Origin of the sequence: Escherichia sp. MOD1-EC6300, assembly GCF_002965045.1 — a bacterium.
Lineage (GTDB): Bacteria > Pseudomonadota > Gammaproteobacteria > Enterobacterales > Enterobacteriaceae > Escherichia > Escherichia coli_F.
Genome location: NZ_PTRH01000003.1, coordinates 267,949 through 288,523 on the forward strand (window position 1 = coordinate 267,949; position 20,575 = coordinate 288,523).

Below are 20,575 nucleotides of genomic sequence, written 5' to 3' on the forward strand. Positions count from 1 at the left end.
TCAAATTACCGGCTAAGGCGCTTCGCCCATTCCTGACTGGCGCGCTCCAACATGCCGTAAACATGTTCAAATGCGTCCTGGCTTTTACGATAGGGATCAGGGATCTCTTTCTGTTCCAGCCATTGCCCAAACAGCATTGTCTTCCCGCGGACCTCGGGAGCGATTGCGGTAACCTGAGCAATATGCTCTGACTCCATTGCCAGAATCAGATCGTAATTTCGTGCCATCTCAGCAGTGAGCTTACGTCCGGCATGTCCTTCAAGAGATACGCCATGATTAGCAGCAACATCTGCTGCTGTCGCATCTGCAGGGTGTTTTACCAGACCATGAACACCTGCTGATTTGACTTTTACGCCTGGCAGACGTTTACGCAGCAAGCGTTCGCCAATGGGCGAACGGCAAATGTTGCCGGTACAAACCACCAGGATTGAGTTAAATTTTAGTTGGGCCATGTTTGAATCCACCGTGAAGTCTCTGTCAGGTCATGCACCCCGGAAATCGTCGGTACCAGTAGAGAAATCACACGGTTCCAACGAGCCAGCGGCGCAGTAGTGACATAAACAATGTCGTAAGGTTCAAGCTGGAATTCCGTTCCGAGTATCATTGCCGATGCGTCCTTCGCATTCAGCTGATAAATATTGGCGATTTTGCCATTCTGCTTGTTTTGCGTTGCACGAATAACAAAAATCCCCGTCGCATCAGCGACATCCTGATTCATACCCTCAGCGTTACCCAGTGCTTCCGCCAGGGTCATACCGCTGCGGTCCATTTTCAACGTGCTCTGTTTACCCACTTCACCCATCACGAAGACTTTCAAATCATCGTTACGCGGAATAAATAAAATATCGCCCGGGTGCAGCAGTTTGTTCTGGCGCAAGTCGCCACGCTGCATCAGCGCATAGAGGTTCACTTTGGTCTTTACGCCATTCTGGGTGAGCACCACGTTGCGCCAGTCTGCATCTGCGGTCAGCCCCCCCGCGGCGTTAATCGCATCCATGATGGTCAGAGGAATATTGGTAATCGGCTGCTGACCAGATTTGCTGACTTCGCCGGTGACGTACGCTTTTTGCGAGCGGAACGCCGCGACGCTGACATCGACCTGCGGGCTTTCAATGACTGAATCCAGACGCGCTGTAATCTCGTTGCGTACCTGGGTAAGTGTTTTCCCGGCCACTTTCAGGCGACCAATATAAGGGTAGAAAATCGCACCATCGGCGTTAACCCAGTTGCCGGTATCACTGGCGCTACGGTATTGCCCTGCGGGGGTGGTTAGTTCCGGGTGATCCCAGACCGTCACCATCAACACATCCCCAATGCCGATACGATACTCATAGTTCGCGATTTGCTGCTCCAGCTCCGGGTTAGCCTGCGACATAATCGGTTTGGCGCGCAGCTGATCAATCAATCCTGGCGTGACGGGATAGATATTGACCATTTTGTCCAGGTCATACTGATTGTCAGGTAGTTCAATGACATCCTTGTTACTGGTCGATAAATTCTGACCAGGAACAAGGGTACATGCTGTCAAAGACAGAACAGCCAATGTCAGTACCGAAAACTTAAAAATGTTCTTTTTCATTGGTTTATATTTATCAGTCAATGTAATGTTATGAATTACGTCAGGTTATTGTCCAACCGGTACTTCTCGCTCTGCCGTCATTGGATAGAGCTGGTATTTACGTGACAGCATTTGTCCACCGTCACGCGTCAATGGTGTCCACGAAACCACCGCGCGGTTGCGGTTAGGTCCAATGGTCATCAAGTCGAACGGAATCGAGATATAAAACCCTTTACTAAAGCCGCCTTCGCCGTAGTCATCTTTAGATACGTTACTGATTGCCGCCCATACTCCTACTGCCACGCCGCTGTCAAAGCGTTTGGCGACGTCGATCGTTGCGCCTTTATCTTTTGCCAGATATTGCCCAACGCTAAGTTTCATCAGTACGCCATTGAGCGTCGGCGGGTTCCAGTAAGCCGTCACGAAACCTGTTGGCGTGGAATAATCGGTGAAGCGCATCATGTTGTCCCAGTCACGCTGCTTCACGTAGTTAACGTCCACCCCCAGCGCCCAGCTGGCATCGAGCGGGCGATAAAGCAGCTCGGAACCAACACCGGCATACATCGTTTCCAGATAACCGCCGTACACCTGGCCATAGAAACCGTTGCCTAAGTCGGCAAAATAGTTCGCCTGCAAGTTGTTGAGATAAACGTCATTGCGAACGTAGTCACGGATATGCGTGCGCACGCGGGGGAGGGTAGAGTCCGCGGGTAACAGCGAAGACTTAAACTTGTCGTAGTTGTTGTAAATATTGGTGAAAATACCGCCATCAAGCAGCAGGTGATCGGTAAACCAGTAGCGGGCGCTGGACATCAGCCCCAACTGGAACATATAGAAATCTTCCGGGCCGCCCAGTGACTGTGAAAGTGTTGGGTTGAAAGAGTAGCTAAAGCGATCTTCACGAATACGGTAGCCCCGACCAAAGGCAGAAAGATCTTCAGCTTCAACACGTTGTTGTTGCAGTGGCTCTGCTTTACCAGGCGCGGTACCGGCGAGCTGTTTGCGCAGGCTGGCTACGTCGGTTTCGGTCGTCACCATCGCCATATGCTCGCGCTTTTGCGTCACGCTAATCTTCTCAACGCCTTGCGGCAGGTTATTCACCAGAATCCGGTTGGCACGATCGACCGCTTCGCGAGAATCACGGTATTTGTATTGTTGACCAGACATATACAGCGTCTTATCGCGCAGCTGAATTTCCGGTGCTTCAAAACCTGCGTTGTACTTCAGCGCGGTAAGTTGGTTCGCTACTGTGGTGTACTGCAATCCTTCAGATTCCGGCGCAGGTTGATATGCCGGTTTTGGCGTATCGCGCAGGGCAGGGCGCAGATCGTTGAAATTGGTCCGTAACGTGAAGCCAAACATCAACGTGTTACCGCGTTCATAACTCAGGTTGAGATCTGCCCAGCTGGCAGCGCGATAAACTGCGCCGACGTTGAAATGGCTTGCCTGAGGCAGTTTGCCAGCGAAATCATTCTGGTAATTGTTGCCGTCGTATTCGAGTTTCAGACGCAGGGGATTCCACGGCGTTTGATACTCAATGCCGCCAAAGATGGAAGCCGGGCCACGAAAGATATCGCTAAAGCTGATATCGCCCGCATCGTGAGACTCTGCACGATGACAATATTTATCGCTCACCCGGCAAAACGGGTTGGTAATATTGCCCGCATTACCGGCGTAGCCCCATGCCATCCCGAGGGTGAAATCAAATGGCCCCGCTTGCTTGCTGGCCACCAAATATTCACCGTCAAACAGACCCGTACCAGCAATATCACGTTTACCAAACGCCACTTGCGGTAGCCAGTAACCTTCTTCCCACAGGCGAAGTTTAAAATCGAAAGATTTGTCTTTGTATGACTGATCGCCGCTGAAATCTTCCCACTGGCTATATTTGCGTGTGCGCACATCCGTATAACGAATGGTGCCTTCCAGCCATGGGAACAGCGCCACGGACGTGGAGTAGAAACGGTATTGATCGTTATCCCGGTAGTTGACGCTGAATTCACCTTCCGGTGCGATGCGCGCATTTGGCATCTGCAACAATCCTGTGCCGCCAAAGTCTGATTGCGACGACCCCAGCGGATCCGGGTAGGTTAATACTTCAGCATGACAGGCACTGGAGACGGCAATGGCCAGGCAGCTTAAAAGATAAGAGTTCTTCTTCATCAGTCAGGAACACGTTGCGTTAAAACAGACACAATCTGGTCATTTAAATCAGCATATTTTTCGGGCAGTACATGCGCAGAAAAGCCCAACCAAAGCTGGCTGCCAGGCGGTGGTTCCACATGTCTTTTATTCCACAGGGCAACAGGGGCGACGACAGTCTCACCCTCAGGCGTAATCACCATAACGTTATTCTTGTCCGCGCCTGCAAGGCGGGGGTGATCTTGCAGATAATCGGTAACGCTACGGCCTGCCTGCCAGGGCAATTGCCCAGCCCCAGAAACCGCACCCAGCAGAGTAATAGTCACCGGACGCTGTACGGTATAGAGCGTATAGTCCCCGACCAGCGGGGGATTGCTGTTCTCATCCACTCGTACAAAATCAGGGTCCAGTTTGACCGGTAAGCGACCAGTGATATTGAGATTGAGTAACTGCTGGCGCACGGATTTAATCGTTGCCACCACATCGTCGTCAGCTTCTGCTTCCCAGGAAGCAAGCTGTGCCAAGACATGTTGGTAGTCTTTAAGCGCTTTAGCTTTCGCCGCAGAGTCGGTCAGCAAGGCACCAGGCCACCAGAGGCGATCGCGCAGTTGCGGTTGTGTCACCAACTGGACAACATTTTCCACGGGGCCAACGGAAAGGGGCTGTTGTTCGCCAGGCAGATAAATAGTCACCGTTCCTTGCGCAAAGGCATGGGGTGTCATTACGTAAAGTACGCTGGCAATGAAATACGACTGTAATTTATTCATGGTGCGGGTTTAAGAAACGTCATTTCTACGGGAATAACCCCTGCGCCTAACATTTGCCGACTTTGACGAACCTGGCCAGTAGCCGAATCGACCCAGAATGTGTTTTGCCACTGTTTTTCTGGCAGCGTGGAAGTCACCTCTTCCTGCCAGACATTACACAGCACATCGCGACCCGCAATATTCAGCGTCTCTAATCCAGCAAAGGAAAAAGTGGAACTCAGGGTCGCAGAGCGAAAATGATTGTCTTCACTCCAGAGAATATCGCGCGTCCAGCGGCTGCCGTCTTTTATTGCCAGCGCGTTACGCAGAGGGTCCTGCCCGGAATTTGTCACTTCCAGCAGATTATTATTAAGTTTGACGGTTTTTAAAAGACGTCCATTGTGGGTAACCAGCATGGCGTTATCCTGGGATAACCATTTGCTTTGTTCTTGTTCTATATATCCCAGTACCACAAAGATTCGTTGCCCTTCATTAAGGCGTAAATACATCGTGGAATAAGGCAACGCCTGGATCTGCTGATCCGCTACGGTGATATCCTGATTATCGAAAAGGCTGGCGCGAAATGTATCGACCATACTTTGCTGGCTGTGTGTACATCCCGCAAGAAATAGTGCGAAAATCGATAAAATAAGAGGGCGCACCTTTAATCCTTGAAAGGTTAATTAAAAAAATGCAAATCTCTAAAGCCCGGTACGAATATCGCAACCGGGTATCATTTAACTTTAATTTTGACGCGTTAAAGCAGTATTAGCGCGTAGTGGACGTGGTGGTCGAGGTGTTATGAGAACCGCCATCGCCATTGTCATTTGCTGCAACTACTGCCAAAGTCGCCACACCAACAGCCGTTGCCACACCGACAACCGTCGCCGTGCCGACAGCGCCAGCAGCTACGCCACCGGTGGTAGCAGCAGTCGTAGTGGCACCAGTAGTGGTCGTTGTGGTGCCAGTAGTACCCGTCGTTGCCTCGGTCCCGTTTGCTACTTCTGGTGCAGCAAACGCAGCTGGCGTCGTCAACATGAAGGCCATAAGGATTGCAGAAAGCTTGTGTTTCATAACTTTTCCTTTATTCATCGCATGGACAATACGTACGCTTGAGATCAGGATTGTCTACTTTGAGTATAACATCCTTGTGAAATCTCCCTTTCCGCATACCGTCGGTACTATATACCGCGAGTGGGAAAGGCGCGCAGAGAGAAATATAAGATTGTTAACGATTTCCCTCTGGAAATACGACTTGTGAGCATAAGATAAATCTTAGAAAAATACAAATTAAAGATAAGAAAATTGTTAAGAAAGCTATTAACTATTGTTGGTGATATAGTTTCAAGCGGTACTATGATTGACTGTTAAGTAGCATTTATAACTATTAGGTGCAGAGATATTCGGCTAAATGGATTTGTTTTCCGGGGTGAAAGTAACTTTTGTTATAATGTGCGATGTTGACTATTGAGCTTTTTTAATAAAAACAGCCAGCTTTAAACAAGCTGCGTCATCTTAAGAGAGATAAACATTTGCCGCTGTTGGTCCGCGTAGGCCATTTACGCGGCAAAATTCCACGCGTAATCCTGGTATAAGCACTTCTGCGTCGCGGGGAGTGAATGCGGAAATATGGACCTGGACTTCTTTACGACCGTCGGAGGGGATAATGAATCCTTTGCCGCTTTTGCGATCAAAGGTTTTGACAATTCCTGTCATTTTACGGGACAAACAAATTCCTTACTGAAAATACTGCGCTGCACTATACGGGGTTAATAAAATAAAGCCAGCGATATTTAAGACCGCCGGACGGCTAAAATAAAAATTGCTTAATCTCAATTATCATGCGTTAATAGCTGCGTCGGTTTGAAAGACAGACAGCATACAAAGTAGTTTACTAAAGTAGTTCTCATTATCAGGCATTATCCCCTTCTTTTGAGTCTCTCTCCTGAACACTAAGTAGTTTCTGTATTAAAGCCCTGTTTGCCGAAAGGCCCAAAATGAAGGAAGTAAAATATGTCTAATAAAATGACTGGTTTAGTAAAATGGTTTAACGCAGATAAAGGTTTTGGCTTTATCACTCCTGATGATGGCAGCAAAGACGTTTTCGTCCATTTCACCGCCATCCAGAGCAATGAATTCCGCACGCTGAACGAAAATCAGAAAGTTGAATTTTCTATTGAGCAGGGGCAACGTGGTCCCGCGGCAGCGAACGTTGTTACGCTCTAAGGTTGCCGTTATTACTCAACATCTCCATTTCCGCTGTCCATGTTGTCATGGTTCACAGTACCGCACATCGGCATTCGATGTGACGGAGCGAAATCCTTTAGGGGCAAAGTGTATTTTTTGTAAATCGACGATGATCACCTTTGATAACGTCGCGCTGCAAATACGCACTGACCATGCGCCGCTGGATTTCACAAAATAAGATCAGGCTCCCTCGTGGAGCCTTTTTTATATCTGCCTTATTTTTCTTCAACGCTGTATGTATAGTAAGCGATAACCTGTTGATTATTGAATCTTTAGGGGAGATAGCTTATAACATTTCTTACCTGACCAGGGTACCGGGAACCAACACCTTACTGGCGTGTTGCTGTCTTTTAAGACCAGAAGAGGTTAACAGTGAATATTGAAGAGTTAAAAAAACAAGCCGAAACGGAAATCGCTGACTTTATCGCGCAAAAAATCGCCGAGCTGAACAAGAATACAGGGAAAGAAGTCTCTGAAATTCGCTTCACCGCACGAGAAAAAATGACCGGGCTTGAAAGCTATGATGTCAAAATCAAAATAATGTGATTTTGTGAACATCACCCCGTGCGAGGTGATGTTCCGCTTGTTGCTAATTTAGTGACCAATCATTGGCGCTTGCGGAATTAAGCGTCGGTACAATTCCTCCGGCACCGGGCTTTGCCATACTCCCGCATACATTGCGTAACCAATCACCGCAAACATAATCCCCAGAACCAGTAGCGTCATTAACCAGCCAGACAACGCAAAGGCTTTTTTATTTGCCGCAGGTTTTTGCAGTGAAAAGGTCAATGTTGAGGCTACCGGACATGACTCTACGCAAGTCATACAACCGGTACATTCCACGGTTCGTACCTGAATTAATTTATCGACCGGGATCCGCGATGGGCAATTTTTTGCGCATTTGCCACAGTCGATACAACTTTCGGCATTGCGACGAATCTTAAACGGCGACAATAGCGAAACCACGCCCATCAGCGCGCCATATGGGCAAAGATAACGACACCAGGCATGGCGAATAAACAGACTGACAATCAGCAAAACGGTCACGCTGATTAATGTCGCGGTCCCCATATGACGAAAGAAATCGAGCATTTTAACGTCCATCACCACGCTGTAGGGCGACAACATAAAATAGTGAATAGCCTGAGCGGGCATCAATAACGCGATATAGAGAAAAAAACTCAACAGCAAATACTTCACGCCGCGCAGAGGAATATCCAGACAGCGGGGAAGGACAAATTGCCGACCAAACAGTTTGTTACCGAGATCGCCGATGAATTCAGAAAGCGTACCAATCGGGCATAACCATGAACAAAAGGCCTTTTTTAGTAATAGACTGATGACGATAAAAGCGACCAATAACAGCATCGCGGCGGCGTGGACGGACGGTAACTGGCCTGTTGCAAGGCTATATTTCAGATTCATCAGACCGGCAATCGGTAGCCAGCCTTCGATGCCTCCTGGCCTGGCGACAAATGTCGTACTACCTGCCGTTTCGTAATAGCGCACCCAATACCAGAACGTGATGGCAATATAAATATTAATTGCCAACAGTAATAATTGCGTCGCTTTACGCCAGGTCGTGGCATTGCGCCAGTCATTCCACGGTAATTTGCCGCCCGTCGTACCTGGCCGCCGCTGCCAGCGGGTTCTTCTTTTCTCTGCCATGATTTTGCCAGTCCGTTAAGTTGCATACCAAATGCCACTATTCTAGTTGTTCTTAACTGGCTGATATTGATTCAAATCGCGTTCAGGTCTTTCTTATTCAACCATGCTTCCAGAGCGGCAACACTGCGTGTAATTTCTTCGTGTGGAAGGGGGGCAGATAATGGCTGCTGCTCCAGTTGTGCGCATAGCTGGCTGGCGCTACGCATTCCCAGACTCGAACAACTGCTTTTTAGCTGATGCGCAGCACGCTTTATTTTCTCGCTATCCTGACTGGCGCGGGCAATGTCGATGTCATCGAGAAGCGGCAGGGCATGTTGTTTAAATAATGTCAGCCATTCGTGGATCTTCTCCGTCCCCATCAACTGAGCATCTTCATTGAGTTGCGATACATCCAGCGGTTGATCGTTATTGACTTGCAGTTGAAGATAGTGCGCCAGTAACTGACCGAGTACTTCACGCGGCACCGGTTTAGGGATAATCCCGTGAAATAGCGAACTGGTACGCTGGCGCAACGTTTCGTCGATGACATGGGCGCTAAAGCCAATCAAAACCAGCGACGGATATTGCTGTACCAGTTGTCGGGCAAGGGTAATACCGTCGATATCCGGCAGATCAAAATCCACCAGTGCCCCAGCAAACGGTTCGCTATTTTGCAACGTCTCTATCGCGTGCGCGGCATTGCCAACAGCAACGACCTGCGCACCACTGTTGTTCAGCATCTCAACGGTAATTCGCTGGGTTAGCGGGTTATCTTCAATTAACAGCAAACGTAAACCGTCCAGATGCACCGCCTGATTGACTGTTTTTGGCACGGGTGCCGTGGCAATACGTAACGGCAAGCGTAAACAAAAACAGCTTCCAACCTCCGGCGTGCTGGTGGCGCTGAGTTCGCCGCCCATCGCCTGGGCCAGACGGCTACTGATAGTCAGCCCCAGCCCGGTGCCGCCGCGTTTGCCGCTAACCTGAACAAATGGCTGGAAGATTTCAGCCAGTTTCGAGGGATCAATACCGCAGCCGCTGTCTTCCACTTCGACCAGCCATTGTTCGCCATCAGTGCGACTACGCAGGATAATGTGCCCTTCGTCGGTGAAACGCAGGGCGTTGCTCAACAGGTTGGTTATAACCTGACGAATACGCCGCGGATCGCCCATTAACGCAGTCGGTACATCGTCGGCAATTTCAGTTACCAGGCGAAGCGGACGACCTTTCACCCGTCCGCTCATTAATTGCAGGGTACTTTCCAGCAGCGGGCGCGGTTCAAAGGGCTCATCGCTGACCGAAACATTCTTGCCGCCTGCTTCGATAGCCGAATAATCGAGAATATCGTTGAGGATGGTCAGCAACGATTCACCAGAGTCAGTAATTGCCCGCAAATCATCACGCTGGGCATTAAGTGCGGGGTTATCTGCCAGCAGTTGCGCGGTGCCGAGAATACCGTACAGCGGTGTGCGGATCTCATGGCTCATCGCCGCCAGAAACGCCGATTTTGCCTGGCTGGCTTTTTCTGCTTCCGCCCGTGCCTGTCGGTGTTCTATCACCAGCTCCTGCAATTCAGCTGTACGCGCTTTGACCTGCGCCGCCAGCTGTTCGCGGTGGCGATTCAGTGCATGAACACTGCTGCGAAACGCATCCATCAGCCGCCCGATGGTGTCCAGCTCCCGCACGCCAGCGGTTTCCGGGAAAGGGGAGTTGATATCACCGTCCAGCAGTCGTTGCAGCGCCTGCGTTTGTTCGGCAAGGGGACGCGTGACTGAGCGATAAACCACGCGCCAGAGGATCAGAATCAGTGCGCAAAGAGAAACTATCCCCAGCAATAACAGGCTGTATTGCCCGCGTGCACTGGCTTTTTCCAGATGCGCCAGGCCATGCTGATTACGCAGCTCAATGGTGTCGACCAGTTGACTGACTTCGCTACTAAACTGCGCGAACTGGGCGATGTTATTTTGGGCGAGAGTTTGCAGGTGATTGCTGATTTCACTGTCCTGCTGATACAGCGCCAGCAAATCGCTATATTGGCTAACGGTAGTTAACGTTGTCGCGACCTGTGCACGAACACCGGGATCTTCAATGCGTATTTGCCGACGTTGCAGAATTTTAACCGCATTATTGAGTTGCTTTTCCAGCGTTGGCGCATTTTTCTGGATCTGTTCCAGCCCCAGATTCATCACCATTTGCTGCACCCGCAGGGCGCTAAGGCGCAGTTCATTCATCTGGTTAACGTACTCAAGATCGATATCAATCAGCCGATCAAGTGCGTTTTCTGCGGCCTGACGCTGATGTTGTTCGATCAAATCGTAAATCCCGGCCTGGGTCGCTCCGGCAGAGGTTGCCGCATTATTCGCCTGACCTTGTGCCAGGCGTGCGATCTCATCGGCAGCAGCGACTATCTGCTGGCTGAGTTGCTGTTGTTGCTGGCGCAGTTGCAAACGCTGCCCCACCAGTTCCCCTTGTTGACGTAACGAACGGGAGATCTCCTGCTCCTGTTGTTCAATAGCGGTAGTGTCAAACCCTTGTTCCCGTAACGCTTGCAGCAATGCGTTAATCTTCAGGCTTTGTGCGGTGAGCATTCGCCCCTGCGCCTGCCACATCTTTTCGTTATCGGCACTGGTCAGGTTCTGGGCGGCGAAAAGTTCCCAGGCGCTGGCTTCGCTCAACTGGCGCGCCATATTCATGGTAGGAATCAATGCCTGAGTATTGTCTTTTTCCACCTGGCTGATAAAGCGCAGGTTGTACCATCCCACCAGGGTACTGGTCAGGGTTAACAGCGCCATCAGGGCAAAGCCCATCCAGAGTCTTCGGGTCAGGGTTAAATTCACGGTCAGTGTACTTAAGGTGAAAAAGGTTGAGTCGCAAAGCGGAATGCATCTAGCATAAAGCCTTATTATTGATGAGGCTATCATGCGCGTACTGCTATTGTTACTTCTTTCCCTTTTCATGTGGCCTGGTTTTTCGGCTGATAACTTGTTGCGCTGGCATGATGCGCAGCATTTCACGGTGCAAGCCTCTATGCCGCTTAAAGCCAAACGCGCATGGAAACTGTGCGCGCTTTATCCCAGCCTGAAAGATTCATACTGGTTATCGTTGAACTATGGTATGCAGGAGGCTGCTCGCCGCTACGGTGTGGATTTAAAAGTGCTGGAGGCAGGCGGCTACAGCCAGTTGGCTACCCAGCAAGCACAAATCGACCAGTGCAAACAGTGGGGTGCAGAGGCCATCTTGCTCGGAAGTAGCACGACGTCATTTCCCGACCTGCAAAAGCAGGTAGCAAGTCTTCCGGTGATCGAACTGGTAAATGCTATTGATGCTCCCCAGGTGAAAAGCCGCGTTGGTGTGCCGTGGTTTCAGATGGGCTATCAACCAGGGCGATATCTGGTGCAATGGAGTCACGGAAAACCACTGAACGTGCTGTTGATGCCCGGCCCCGATAACGCCGGGGGCAGTAAGGAGATGGTAGAGGGTTTCCGCGCCGCCATTGCCGGAAGCCCGGTGCGTATTGTCGATATTGCGCTCGGCGACAACGATATTGAAATCCAGCGTAACCTGTTGCAGGAGATGTTGGAGCGCCATCCAGAAATCGACGTTGTGGCCGGAACGGCGATTGCGGCAGAGGCGGCAATGGGTGAAGGGCGTAACCTGAAAACGCCGCTGACCGTGGTGTCATTTTATCTTTCACATCAGGTGTATCGCGGACTAAAGCGGGGAAGAGTGATCATGGCTGCCAGCGATCAAATGGTCTGGCAGGGGGAACTGGCGGTTGAGCAAGCGATCAGGCAATTACAGGGACTATCGGTGTCTGATAATGTCAGCCCACCGATTTTAGTCCTGACGCCGAAAAATGCCGACCGCGAACATATCCGCCGCTCGCTGTCACCAGGGGGATTTCGTCCGGTCTATTTTTATCAGCACACATCAGCGGCTAAGAAATAACCTTCGCCATGTTGTGTTACCAGTAAATCCGCGCTGAGTTTATGACGTAAACGACGAATTAACACATCGACGGTGCGCAGGTCGGGGTTTTCCACCCGGCGCGCAGAAAGCATACGCAGCAGACGTTCACGGCTGAGAATTTCGCCCGGATTGGTCACAAATGCCACCAACATTTCATACTCTGCGCGGGTTAGTTTAATCGGTTCGCCATCAAGCTCCAGCGTATGGCGCGACACATTCAGGCAATAACCGGCAAAGCGATAGCAGTTGTCCTGAGTGAGCGGTTGAGCTTGTCGCGCGAGGTCGATTCGCCAGAGCAGATTTTTCACCCGTACCACCAGTTCGCGCAGTTCCAGCGGTTTGGTGACGTAATCGTCTGCGCCCATTTCCAGCCCAACAATACGGTCAATCCGATCGCTGCGTCCGGTAACCAGAATAATACCCACCGTCGAACGTTCCCGCAGGGCGCGGGTTAACATCAGGCCATTTTCATCGGGCAAATTGATATCCAGCAGAATTAAATCCACTGGCTGGTTTTGCATAATTTCACGCAGCCCGGCACCGCTCGCCGTAACGGAAACCGTATACCCCTCCTGAGTGAAGTAGGTTTGTAATCGCGCCTGGGTAACCGGCTCATCTTCAACAATAACAATGTGATGTGGCATCAGAGAGTTTTACTCATTCTGTTCATATCTGTTCATATTCTGCCGTAAGCCGTTCATCCTGACCAGTGCCGCTGTTCATATTTGCTCATTAAGATCGCTTCACTAAACCATAATTTTACAGGGGCTATTATGCGGAAACTCTGGAACGCGTTACGCCGACCCAGTGCTCGTTGGTCGGTACTGGCGCTGGTCGCTATTGGGATTGTGATTGGCATTGCGCTGATTGTGTTACCTCACGTGGGGATCAAAGTCACCAGCACAACCGAATTTTGTGTCAGTTGCCACAGTATGCAACCGGTGTATGAAGAATATAAACAGTCGGTGCATTTCCAGAACGCCTCCGGCGTGCGAGCTGAATGCCATGACTGCCATATCCCGCCGGATATTCCAGGCATGGTGAAGCGTAAACTGGAAGCGAGCAACGACATCTACCAGACCTTTATTGCCCACTCCATTGATACACCTGAGAAATTCGAAGCCAAACGCGCGGAACTTGCCGAGCGTGAATGGGCGCGAATGAAAGAAAACAACTCGGCAACCTGCCGCTCCTGCCATAACTACGACGCGATGGATCATGCGAAGCAGCATCCTGAAGCGGCGCGTCAGATGAAGGTGGCAGCGAAAGATAATCAATCCTGCATCGACTGTCATAAAGGTATTGCCCACCAGTTACCTGATATGAGTAGTGGCTTCCGTAAGCAGTTCGATGAGCTGCGTGCCAGTGCTAATGATAGTGGTGACACGCTGTACTCCATTGATATTAAGCCAATTTATGCGGCGAAAGGCGATAAAGAAGCGTCTGGTTCTCTGCTGCCTGCTTCGGAAGTGAAAGTCCTTAAACGTGACGGCGACTGGCTGCAAATTGAAATCACTGGCTGGACGGAAAGCGCAGGACGTCAGCGTGTACTCACCCAGTTCCCTGGCAAACGCATCTTTGTTGCTTCGATTCGTGGCGATGTTCAGCAGCAGGTGAAAACGCTGGAGAAAACCACCGTTGCCGACACCAATACCGAGTGGAGCAAATTGCAGGCCACCGCGTGGATGAAGAAAGGCGACATGGTGAACGATATCAAACCGATCTGGGCTTATGCGGATTCGCTGTACAACGGCACCTGTAATCAATGCCACGGCGCACCGGAAATCGCCCACTTCGACGCTAATGGTTGGATTGGCACGCTCAACGGCATGATTGGCTTTACCAGCCTCGATAAACGTGAAGAACGCACCTTGCTGAAATATCTGCAAATGAATGCGTCTGATACCGCAGGTAAGGCTCACGGCGATAAGAAGGAAGAAAAATAATGAACAATAACGATCTCTTTCAGGCATCACGTCGACGTTTTCTGGCACAACTCGGCGGCTTAACTGTCGCCGGGATGCTGGGGCCGTCACTGTTAACGCCGCGCCGTGCGACTGCGGCGCAAGCGGCGACTGAGGCTGTCACCTCGAAAGAGGGCATTCTGACCGGGTCGCACTGGGGGGCTATCCGCGCGACGGTGAAGAATGGTCGCTTTGTGGCGGCAAAACCGTTCGAACTGGATAAATATCCGTCGAAAATGATCGCCGGATTGCCGGACCACGTACACAACGCGGCGCGTATTCGTTATCCGATGGTACGCGTGGACTGGCTACGTAAGCGCCATCTCAGCGACACCTCCCAGCGCGGTGATAACCGTTTTGTGCGCGTGAGCTGGGATGAAGCCCTCGACATGTTCTATGAAGAGCTGGAACGTGTGCAGAAAACGCACGGGCCGAGTGCCTTACTGACCGCCAGTGGTTGGCAGTCGACGGGGATGTTCCATAACGCGTCGGGGATGTTGGCGAAAGCGATTGCCTTACATGGTAATAGCGTTGGTACGGGTGGGGATTACTCGACCGGTGCTGCGCAGGTGATCCTGCCGCGTGTAGTTGGCTCTATGGAAGTGTATGAACAGCAAACCTCCTGGCCGCTGGTATTGCAGAACAGCAAAACCATTGTGCTGTGGGGCTCCGATTTGCTGAAAAACCAGCAAGCGAACTGGTGGTGCCCGGATCACGATGTTTATGAATATTACGCGCAGTTGAAAGCGAAAGTCGCCGCCGGTGAAATTCAGGTCATCAGCATCGATCCGGTTGTTACATCCACTCATGAGTATCTGGGACGCGAGCATGTGAAGCACATTGCGGTTAACCCGCAAACTGACGTGCCGCTGCAACTGGCGCTGGCGCATACGTTGTACAGCGAAAACCTGTACGACAAAAACTTCCTCGCTAACTACTGCGTGGGCTTTGAGCAGTTTCTGCCCTATCTGCTGGGCGAGAAAGACGGTCAGCCGAAAGATGCCGCATGGGCTGAAAAACTGACTGGCATTGATGCCGAAACCATTCGTGGACTGGCGCGGCAGATAGCGGCGAACAGAACGCAGATTATTGCTGGTTGGTGCGTACAGCGTATGCAGCACGGTGAACAGTGGGCGTGGATGATTGTGGTTCTGGCGGCGATGCTGGGGCAAATTGGCCTGCCGGGTGGTGGCTTCGGTTTTGGCTGGCACTATAACGGCGCAGGCACGCCGGGGCGTAAAGGCGTTATTCTGAGTGGTTTCTCCGGCTCTACGTCGATTCCACCTGTTCACGACAACAGCGACTACCAAGGCTATAGCAGCACTATTCCGATTGCCCGTTTTGTCGATGCGATCCTCGAACCGGGAAAAGTGATCAACTGGAATGGTAAATCGGTAAAACTGCCACCGCTGAAAATGTGTATTTTTGCCGGAACTAACCCGTTACATCGTCATCAGCAGATTAACCGCATTATCGAAGGCTGGCGCAAGCTGGAAACGGTTATCGCTATAGATAATCAGTGGACCTCAACCTGCCGCTTTGCCGATATCGTACTGCCTGCGACCACGCAGTTTGAGCGTAACGATCTCGACCAGTACGGTAACCACTCTAACCGTGGGATCATCGCCATGAAACAGGTGGTGCCGCCGCAGTTTGAGGCGCGCAACGACTTTGATATTTTCCGCGAGCTGTGCCGTCGCTTTAATCGTGAAGAAGCCTTTACCGAAGGGCTGGACGAAATGGGCTGGCTGAAACGCATCTGGCAGGAAGGTGTACAACAGGGCAAAGGACGCGGCGTTCATCTGCCAGCGTTTGATGACTTCTGGAATAAGAAAGAGTACGTCGAGTTTGACCATCCGCAGATGTTTGTTCGCCACCAGGCATTCCGCGAAGATCCGGATCTCGAACCGCTGGGCACGCCGAGTGGCCTGATTGAGATCTACTCGAAAACCATCGCTGATATGAACTACGACGATTGTCAGGGGCATCCGATGTGGTTTGAGAAAATCGAACGCTCCCACGGCGGGCCCGGCTCGCAGAAGTATCCGTTGCATCTGCAATCTGTGCATCCGGATTTCCGACTTCACTCGCAGTTATGTGAGTCAGAAACGCTGCGTCAGCAATATACGGTCGCGGGTAAAGAGCCAGTATTTATTAGCCCGCAGGATGCCAGTGCGCGCGGTATTCGTAACGGTGATGTGGTACGCGTCTTTAACGCTCGTGGTCAGGTCTTGGCTGGAGCAGTGGTTTCTGACCGCTATGCACCCGGCGTGGCACGAATTCACGAAGGGGCATGGTACGATCCAGATAAAGGCGGCGAGCCTGGTGCACTGTGTAAATACGGTAACCCCAACGTGTTGACCATCGACATCGGTACTTCGCAGCTGGCGCAGGCGACCAGTGCACATACCACGCTGGTGGAAATTGAGAAGTACAACGGAACAGTGGAACAAGTGACGGCGTTTAACGGCCCCGTTGAGATGGTGGCGCAGTGCGAATATGTTCCCGCGTCGCAGGTGAAATCATGACCACGCTGACAGCACAACAGATTGCCTGTGTCTACGCCTGGCTGGCGCAGTTGTTCTCCCGTGAGCTGGACGATGAACAACTAACGCAAATCGCCAGTGCGCAGATGGCTGAATGGTTTTCGTTGCTAAAAAGCGAACCGCCGCTCACTGCGGCGGTAAACGAGCTGGAAACTAAAATTGCCGCTCTGACAGTGCGTGACGACGCCCGTCTGGAACTGGCCGCTGACTTTTGCGGCCTGTTTCTGATGACCGACAAACAAGCGGCGCTGCCTTATGCATCGGCCTACAAACAGGACGAGCAAGAGATTAAACGCTTGTTAGTTGAGGCAGGGATGGAAACCAGCGGCAATTTCAACGAACCGGCAGATCATCTGGCGATCTATCTCGAGTTGTTGAGTCATCTGCATTTTTCGCTGGGAGAGGGGACCGTTCCTGCGCGAAGAATCGACAATCTGCGGCAAAAAACACTGACGGCGCTGCGACAATGGTTACCGGAGTTTGCGGCGTGTTGCCATCAGTATGATAGCTTTGGTTTTTACGCGGCACTAAGCCAGTTATTGCTGGCGTTAGTGGAGTGCGACAACCAAAACAGATAATGCCGTTTGTAGGCCAGATAAGACGCGTTGAGCGTCGCATTAGACATTAAGGCAGATCCGCCGGATGCGGCATGAACCTTATCCGGCCTACGGGGACAGTGCGCTTTGTAGGCCTGATAAGACGCGTTAAGCGTCGCATCAGGCAACAAACTCACGGATGAGCCACAAACCGGGAAAGCCGCTGGCGCAGCAAGCGGTTTTCCTGCTTCAGGTGCGCAATATCATCCATTAACGTCAGCGCCACCGCGATCCCCGGCCAGTCCAGAGCCAGTTCATGACGCAGGCGTACCGCACGTTGCACCACAATGGCGGCATGGTCGTCAAATACCCAGGTTGTTTCCAGGCGCTCTCGCGGTTCAACCACCCCCAAACCGACAATTTCATTCAATTCCTCTTCAGAGATGCCGGTATGTAGGCAAAATTCGGTAATAGTAAAAGTCACCGTAACATTAGCCATCATGCTTTCCCCCAATCTTTACGTGGTTCAAAAGACGACTGGGCGTCTGCCAGTTGCTGCCACAGCGCGGCCGTATTTTCATCCGGTTTCGGCGGCATCACGATTTTCAGTACCGCATACAGATCGCCGGTCTGTTTTTTGCTCACCAGGCCTTTGCCTTTAACGCGTAATCGTTGCCCGGCCTGACTGCCCGGCGGGATAGTTAGCAAAATGCTTTCTTTCAGTGTTGGAACGGTGACTTTAGCACCCAGCGCCGCTTCCCACGGGCTAACCGGCACCACAATTTCCAGATCCTGGCCGACAATATCAAACAATGGATGCGGCGCAATATGAATCACCAGCCACAAATCGCCATTTGGGCCGCCATTTTCGCCCGGCGTTCCCTGGCCTTTCAGGCGGATGCGTTGACCATTGCCGACGCCCGCCGGGATCTTCACATTCAGCGTTTTCGGGATTTCCTGTTCGATCATGCCAAAGGCGTTATAAACCGGCAGGTTATAGCTGATGGTACGCTTGTGCTCAGTAAGCGTTTCTTCCAGGAATACCGCCACTTCGATTTCAATATCGTGGCCGCGGGTGGCGGGGCGTTGACGGCTCTGGCGGGCATGCTGACCGAAAATTGACGAGAAGATATCGTCAAAATCTTCGGCGTTAAAACTCTGACCGTCGTCATGATGGAATTGACGGTTAAATTGCGGATCGTTGCGATGTTGCCACATCTGATCATACTCAGCGCGACGTTGTTCATCACTTAACACTTCCCAGGCTTCAGCGACCTCTTTGAAGCGGGCTTCGGCATCCGGTTCTTTGCTGACATCAGGATGGTATTTGCGGGCCAGTCGACGATAGGCGGTCTTGATTGTCTTGAGATCGTCCGTCGGTTTCACGCCCATGATGGCGTAATAATCCTTTAGTTCCATAGCGTTATCTCGCGTAAATCAACACAAATTGAAGGAACCCCTGTAAGGTAACTCCTATAAGTGTAGGGTAATCCTCAAAATTTCATATGCCAACACAGAATATGTTATTGAAATCATCGTGGAGAGGAGGTGGCGTCAAGATGGATTGCTGAGCATAGTTTAAACAGGTAAAAGGGTGAGCGATTTTTGATAGTTAAATCAGGCACTTTAAGCTTAACTAGGACGTCATTATTTATTAAATTTTATAGGCGCTATATATGGGTAGTAATATACATGGAGTAAGTTGCAGTGCTAATAATTATTTGAAAACAGCCTGGGCCGATATAAAAACCAGGCGCGAAGAAAATCAAAAATGTTCAATCACGCTTTTTGAACAAAAACTAGAGTGTTTTATGCGGTTGTACAATGAAATCATGCGGAAAGAAGAAAATATTTCATGCCTGGTGTGTGAATCACTAGAAACAGAATTAGAGGAAATGCAAAATGATAATGATTTATCTTCATTTATGAAAACATTACGTACTCATGATACAAACACTTATTCAGGGGATTCAGGAGGCATTACCTATACTATACAATATTTTCAAGAAAGAGAGCTTGTTAATATATCCTTGCCGGGTATGTTTTCACAGGCTATTGCAGGCTTTAAAAGTAGCTGTTGGTATAAATTTATAGCATATGTTGATATCTTAAATGAGTGTAATGATGTTTTTTCTGAGTATTGCTTTGATGATGATGAAATTACGAGTGTCCAGCCAAAACGGATAAATACGCCGGGAATATATGATTCAGTTACTGGTATTGATTTGTCTGGTATATCTTTTATTCAGAGTGAAATTAATCAAGCACATAAATTAAAATACGCGCCTGTAGATGGCGATGGATATTGTCTGTTAAGAGCCATACTGGTTATAAAACACGTTGATTATTCATGGGCGCTTGGTAGTCAAAAGACGCAAAAAGAAGTATACGACGAATTTATTAAAATTGTTGATAAACAAGTGATTGAGTCTTTTGTTGATGCAGCATTCTTTAATCTCAGGGAAGATATTAAGACATTATTTGGCGTTGATCTGCATTCTGATAACCAAATTCAGGATATGGGTAATTCTTTAGCGTCGAATTTTATTAAGTTTAAAAAAGAATTCATTGGTAGTTGCTTGAATGACGAAAGATGCATATTGCATTTACCCGAGTTTATATTTAATGATAACAAGGGTTCGCTTGTTTTAAATACCGACTCTCCGGAAAAGGTTAAAGCGGTGAAGAATTTCCTTGCTGTGCTTTCAGATAGCATTTGTTCATTGTTTATTGTTGCCTGTAATGTGGGATCAATCTCCTTGGGAAGTGAATCCTTTTCAACGGATGAAGATCTTGAGTATGGTTATTTAATGAATACTGGCAATCATTATGACGTTTACCTCCCTACTGAACTTTTTGCTCAGTCATACCAGTTAAACCATAAGGAAATGAAAGCGCAACTGGACTATTTAAATCGTTATGCCATCTAATGATAAAGACATGTGCTAAAATAGTTTTTATTAGTATCACATTCTCTTTTCATTAGTAAATATTGCCCCTGTATCGATAACGTCGGTGATATTCTATCTAGCCCATGGTGAAATCATCAACGGCGTACACGAGGCAGGGGCCAATCATGCATAGGTTGCGTCAAATCTTGCCTTTTTTTAATGACAAATATAGAAAAACAGGCACTCAACAAGCCATTTTGCGAACCTGTTCCCGGAAAAATGTCATATTTCTGTCACACTCTTTGGTGATTGATAACAAAAGAGGTGCC

General features: G+C 49.9%; 21 protein-coding genes. 9 read left to right on the top strand and 12 right to left on the bottom strand.

Annotated features, from left to right (window positions below; all coding sequences use genetic code 11):
• Positions 1-5: 5 nt before the first annotated feature.
• The 7 genes from etp to cspH all read right to left on the bottom strand — a co-directional run bounded on the left by etp (position 6) and on the right by cspH (position 6,174).
• Positions 6-452, bottom strand: a complete 447-nt coding sequence (etp, locus tag BGE37_RS06275) for a protein-tyrosine-phosphatase Etp (RefSeq protein ID WP_000057871.1) — start codon at positions 450-452, stop codon at positions 6-8.
• Entirely contained in the window at positions 440-1,579 is a 1,140-nt protein-coding gene (locus tag BGE37_RS06280) for a polysaccharide export protein (protein ID WP_001295357.1), read from the bottom strand. Before BGE37_RS06280 ends, etp begins: the two co-directional genes overlap by 13 nt.
• 45 nt (positions 1,580-1,624) lie before the next feature.
• The gene (locus BGE37_RS06285) at positions 1,625-3,721 is read right to left on the bottom strand and encodes a YjbH domain-containing protein (RefSeq protein WP_000742336.1); all 2,097 of its coding nucleotides are present in this window, start codon (positions 3,719-3,721) and stop codon (positions 1,625-1,627) included.
• Positions 3,721-4,467 carry a capsule biosynthesis GfcC family protein gene (locus BGE37_RS06290; RefSeq protein ID WP_032183888.1) on the bottom strand — a complete coding sequence of 249 codons (747 nt, stop codon included), beginning with the start codon at positions 4,465-4,467 and terminating at the stop codon, positions 3,721-3,723. Before BGE37_RS06290 ends, BGE37_RS06285 begins: the two co-directional genes overlap by 1 nt.
• The gene (gene gfcB / locus BGE37_RS06295; RefSeq protein ID WP_001316256.1) at positions 4,464-5,108 is read right to left on the bottom strand and encodes a lipoprotein GfcB; all 645 of its coding nucleotides are present in this window, start codon (positions 5,106-5,108) and stop codon (positions 4,464-4,466) included. The genes BGE37_RS06290 and gfcB overlap by 4 nt, the downstream gene beginning before the upstream one ends.
• A gap of 106 nt (positions 5,109-5,214) precedes the next feature.
• Complete coding sequence (locus BGE37_RS06300; RefSeq protein WP_032183890.1) at positions 5,215-5,520, bottom strand: hypothetical protein; 306 nt, start codon at positions 5,518-5,520, stop codon at positions 5,215-5,217.
• Positions 5,521-5,961: 441 nt separating this feature from the next.
• Positions 5,962-6,174, bottom strand: a complete 213-nt coding sequence (cspH, locus tag BGE37_RS06305; RefSeq protein WP_000087763.1) for a cold shock-like protein CspH — start codon at positions 6,172-6,174, stop codon at positions 5,962-5,964.
• 285 nt (positions 6,175-6,459) lie between these two features.
• On the opposite strand from cspH, the gene cspG reads away from it, so the two are divergent.
• From cspG to BGE37_RS06325, 4 genes are read left to right on the top strand one after another with little or no spacing between them, the layout of a single operon-like run.
• Positions 6,460-6,672 carry a cold shock protein CspG gene (gene cspG / locus BGE37_RS06310; protein WP_000066490.1) on the top strand — a complete coding sequence of 71 codons (213 nt, stop codon included), beginning with the start codon at positions 6,460-6,462 and terminating at the stop codon, positions 6,670-6,672.
• Between the two features lie 10 nt (positions 6,673-6,682).
• Positions 6,683-6,871, top strand: coding sequence for a cold shock small protein YmcF (gene ymcF, locus BGE37_RS06315; protein WP_071524879.1), 189 nt, complete (start codon positions 6,683-6,685; stop codon positions 6,869-6,871).
• Positions 6,846-7,076, top strand: a complete 231-nt coding sequence (gene ymcE / locus BGE37_RS06320) for a protein YmcE (protein WP_032183892.1) — start codon at positions 6,846-6,848, stop codon at positions 7,074-7,076. Before ymcF ends, ymcE begins: the two co-directional genes overlap by 26 nt.
• Positions 7,066-7,239 carry a GnsA/GnsB family addiction module toxin gene (locus tag BGE37_RS06325; protein ID WP_001019197.1) on the top strand — a complete coding sequence of 58 codons (174 nt, stop codon included), beginning with the start codon at positions 7,066-7,068 and terminating at the stop codon, positions 7,237-7,239. The genes ymcE and BGE37_RS06325 overlap by 11 nt, the downstream gene beginning before the upstream one ends.
• A 48-nt stretch (positions 7,240-7,287) precedes the next feature.
• On the opposite strand, the gene BGE37_RS06330 is transcribed toward BGE37_RS06325, so the two are convergent.
• Both BGE37_RS06330 and torS read right to left on the bottom strand, forming a co-directional pair.
• Positions 7,288-8,361, bottom strand: coding sequence for a 4Fe-4S binding protein (locus tag BGE37_RS06330; RefSeq protein WP_032183893.1), 1,074 nt, complete (start codon positions 8,359-8,361; stop codon positions 7,288-7,290).
• A 71-nt stretch (positions 8,362-8,432) separates the two neighbouring features.
• Positions 8,433-11,177, bottom strand: coding sequence for a TMAO reductase system sensor histidine kinase/response regulator TorS (torS, locus tag BGE37_RS06335; protein WP_105277089.1), 2,745 nt, complete (start codon positions 11,175-11,177; stop codon positions 8,433-8,435).
• An 82-nt stretch (positions 11,178-11,259) separates the two neighbouring features.
• Between torS and torT the strand changes: the two genes are divergently transcribed.
• Positions 11,260-12,288, top strand: coding sequence for a TMAO reductase system periplasmic protein TorT (gene torT / locus BGE37_RS06340; RefSeq protein ID WP_105277090.1), 1,029 nt, complete (start codon positions 11,260-11,262; stop codon positions 12,286-12,288).
• Here the strand turns inward: torT and torR are convergent.
• Positions 12,261-12,953 carry a two-component system response regulator TorR gene (torR, locus tag BGE37_RS06345; protein ID WP_001120131.1) on the bottom strand — a complete coding sequence of 231 codons (693 nt, stop codon included), beginning with the start codon at positions 12,951-12,953 and terminating at the stop codon, positions 12,261-12,263. The genes torT and torR overlap by 28 nt on opposite strands.
• Positions 12,954-13,082: 129 nt before the next feature.
• Here torR and torC point away from each other — a divergent pair, with 129 nt between their 5' ends.
• Genes torC through torD form a run of 3 tightly spaced genes read left to right on the top strand, consistent with a single transcriptional unit; the run spans position 13,083 to position 17,397 of the window.
• Positions 13,083-14,255 (top strand): pentaheme c-type cytochrome TorC, encoded by a 1,173-nt coding sequence (gene torC, locus BGE37_RS06350; protein ID WP_001230242.1) that lies wholly within the window; start codon positions 13,083-13,085, stop codon positions 14,253-14,255.
• Positions 14,255-16,801, top strand: a complete 2,547-nt coding sequence (gene torA / locus BGE37_RS06355; protein WP_105287866.1) for a trimethylamine-N-oxide reductase TorA — start codon at positions 14,255-14,257, stop codon at positions 16,799-16,801. The genes torC and torA overlap by 1 nt, the downstream gene beginning before the upstream one ends.
• Positions 16,798-17,397 carry a molecular chaperone TorD gene (gene torD / locus BGE37_RS06360; protein WP_088541668.1) on the top strand — a complete coding sequence of 200 codons (600 nt, stop codon included), beginning with the start codon at positions 16,798-16,800 and terminating at the stop codon, positions 17,395-17,397. Before torA ends, torD begins: the two co-directional genes overlap by 4 nt.
• A gap of 151 nt (positions 17,398-17,548) precedes the next feature.
• Here the strand turns inward: torD and cbpM are convergent, their stop codons facing one another.
• Both cbpM and cbpA read right to left on the bottom strand, forming a co-directional pair.
• A complete protein-coding gene (gene cbpM, locus BGE37_RS06365) occupies positions 17,549-17,854 on the bottom strand; it encodes a chaperone modulator CbpM (protein WP_000024566.1) in 306 nt (101 codons plus the stop codon).
• On the bottom strand, positions 17,854-18,774 hold the full coding sequence (cbpA, locus tag BGE37_RS06370) for a curved DNA-binding protein (protein ID WP_105287867.1): 921 nt from the start codon (positions 18,772-18,774) through the stop codon (positions 17,854-17,856). The genes cbpM and cbpA overlap by 1 nt, the downstream gene beginning before the upstream one ends.
• Before the next feature lie 257 nt (positions 18,775-19,031).
• Between cbpA and BGE37_RS06375 the strand changes: the two genes are divergently transcribed.
• Positions 19,032-20,285 (top strand): hypothetical protein, encoded by a 1,254-nt coding sequence (locus BGE37_RS06375; RefSeq protein ID WP_000535375.1) that lies wholly within the window; start codon positions 19,032-19,034, stop codon positions 20,283-20,285.
• Positions 20,286-20,575 lie beyond the last annotated feature (290 nt).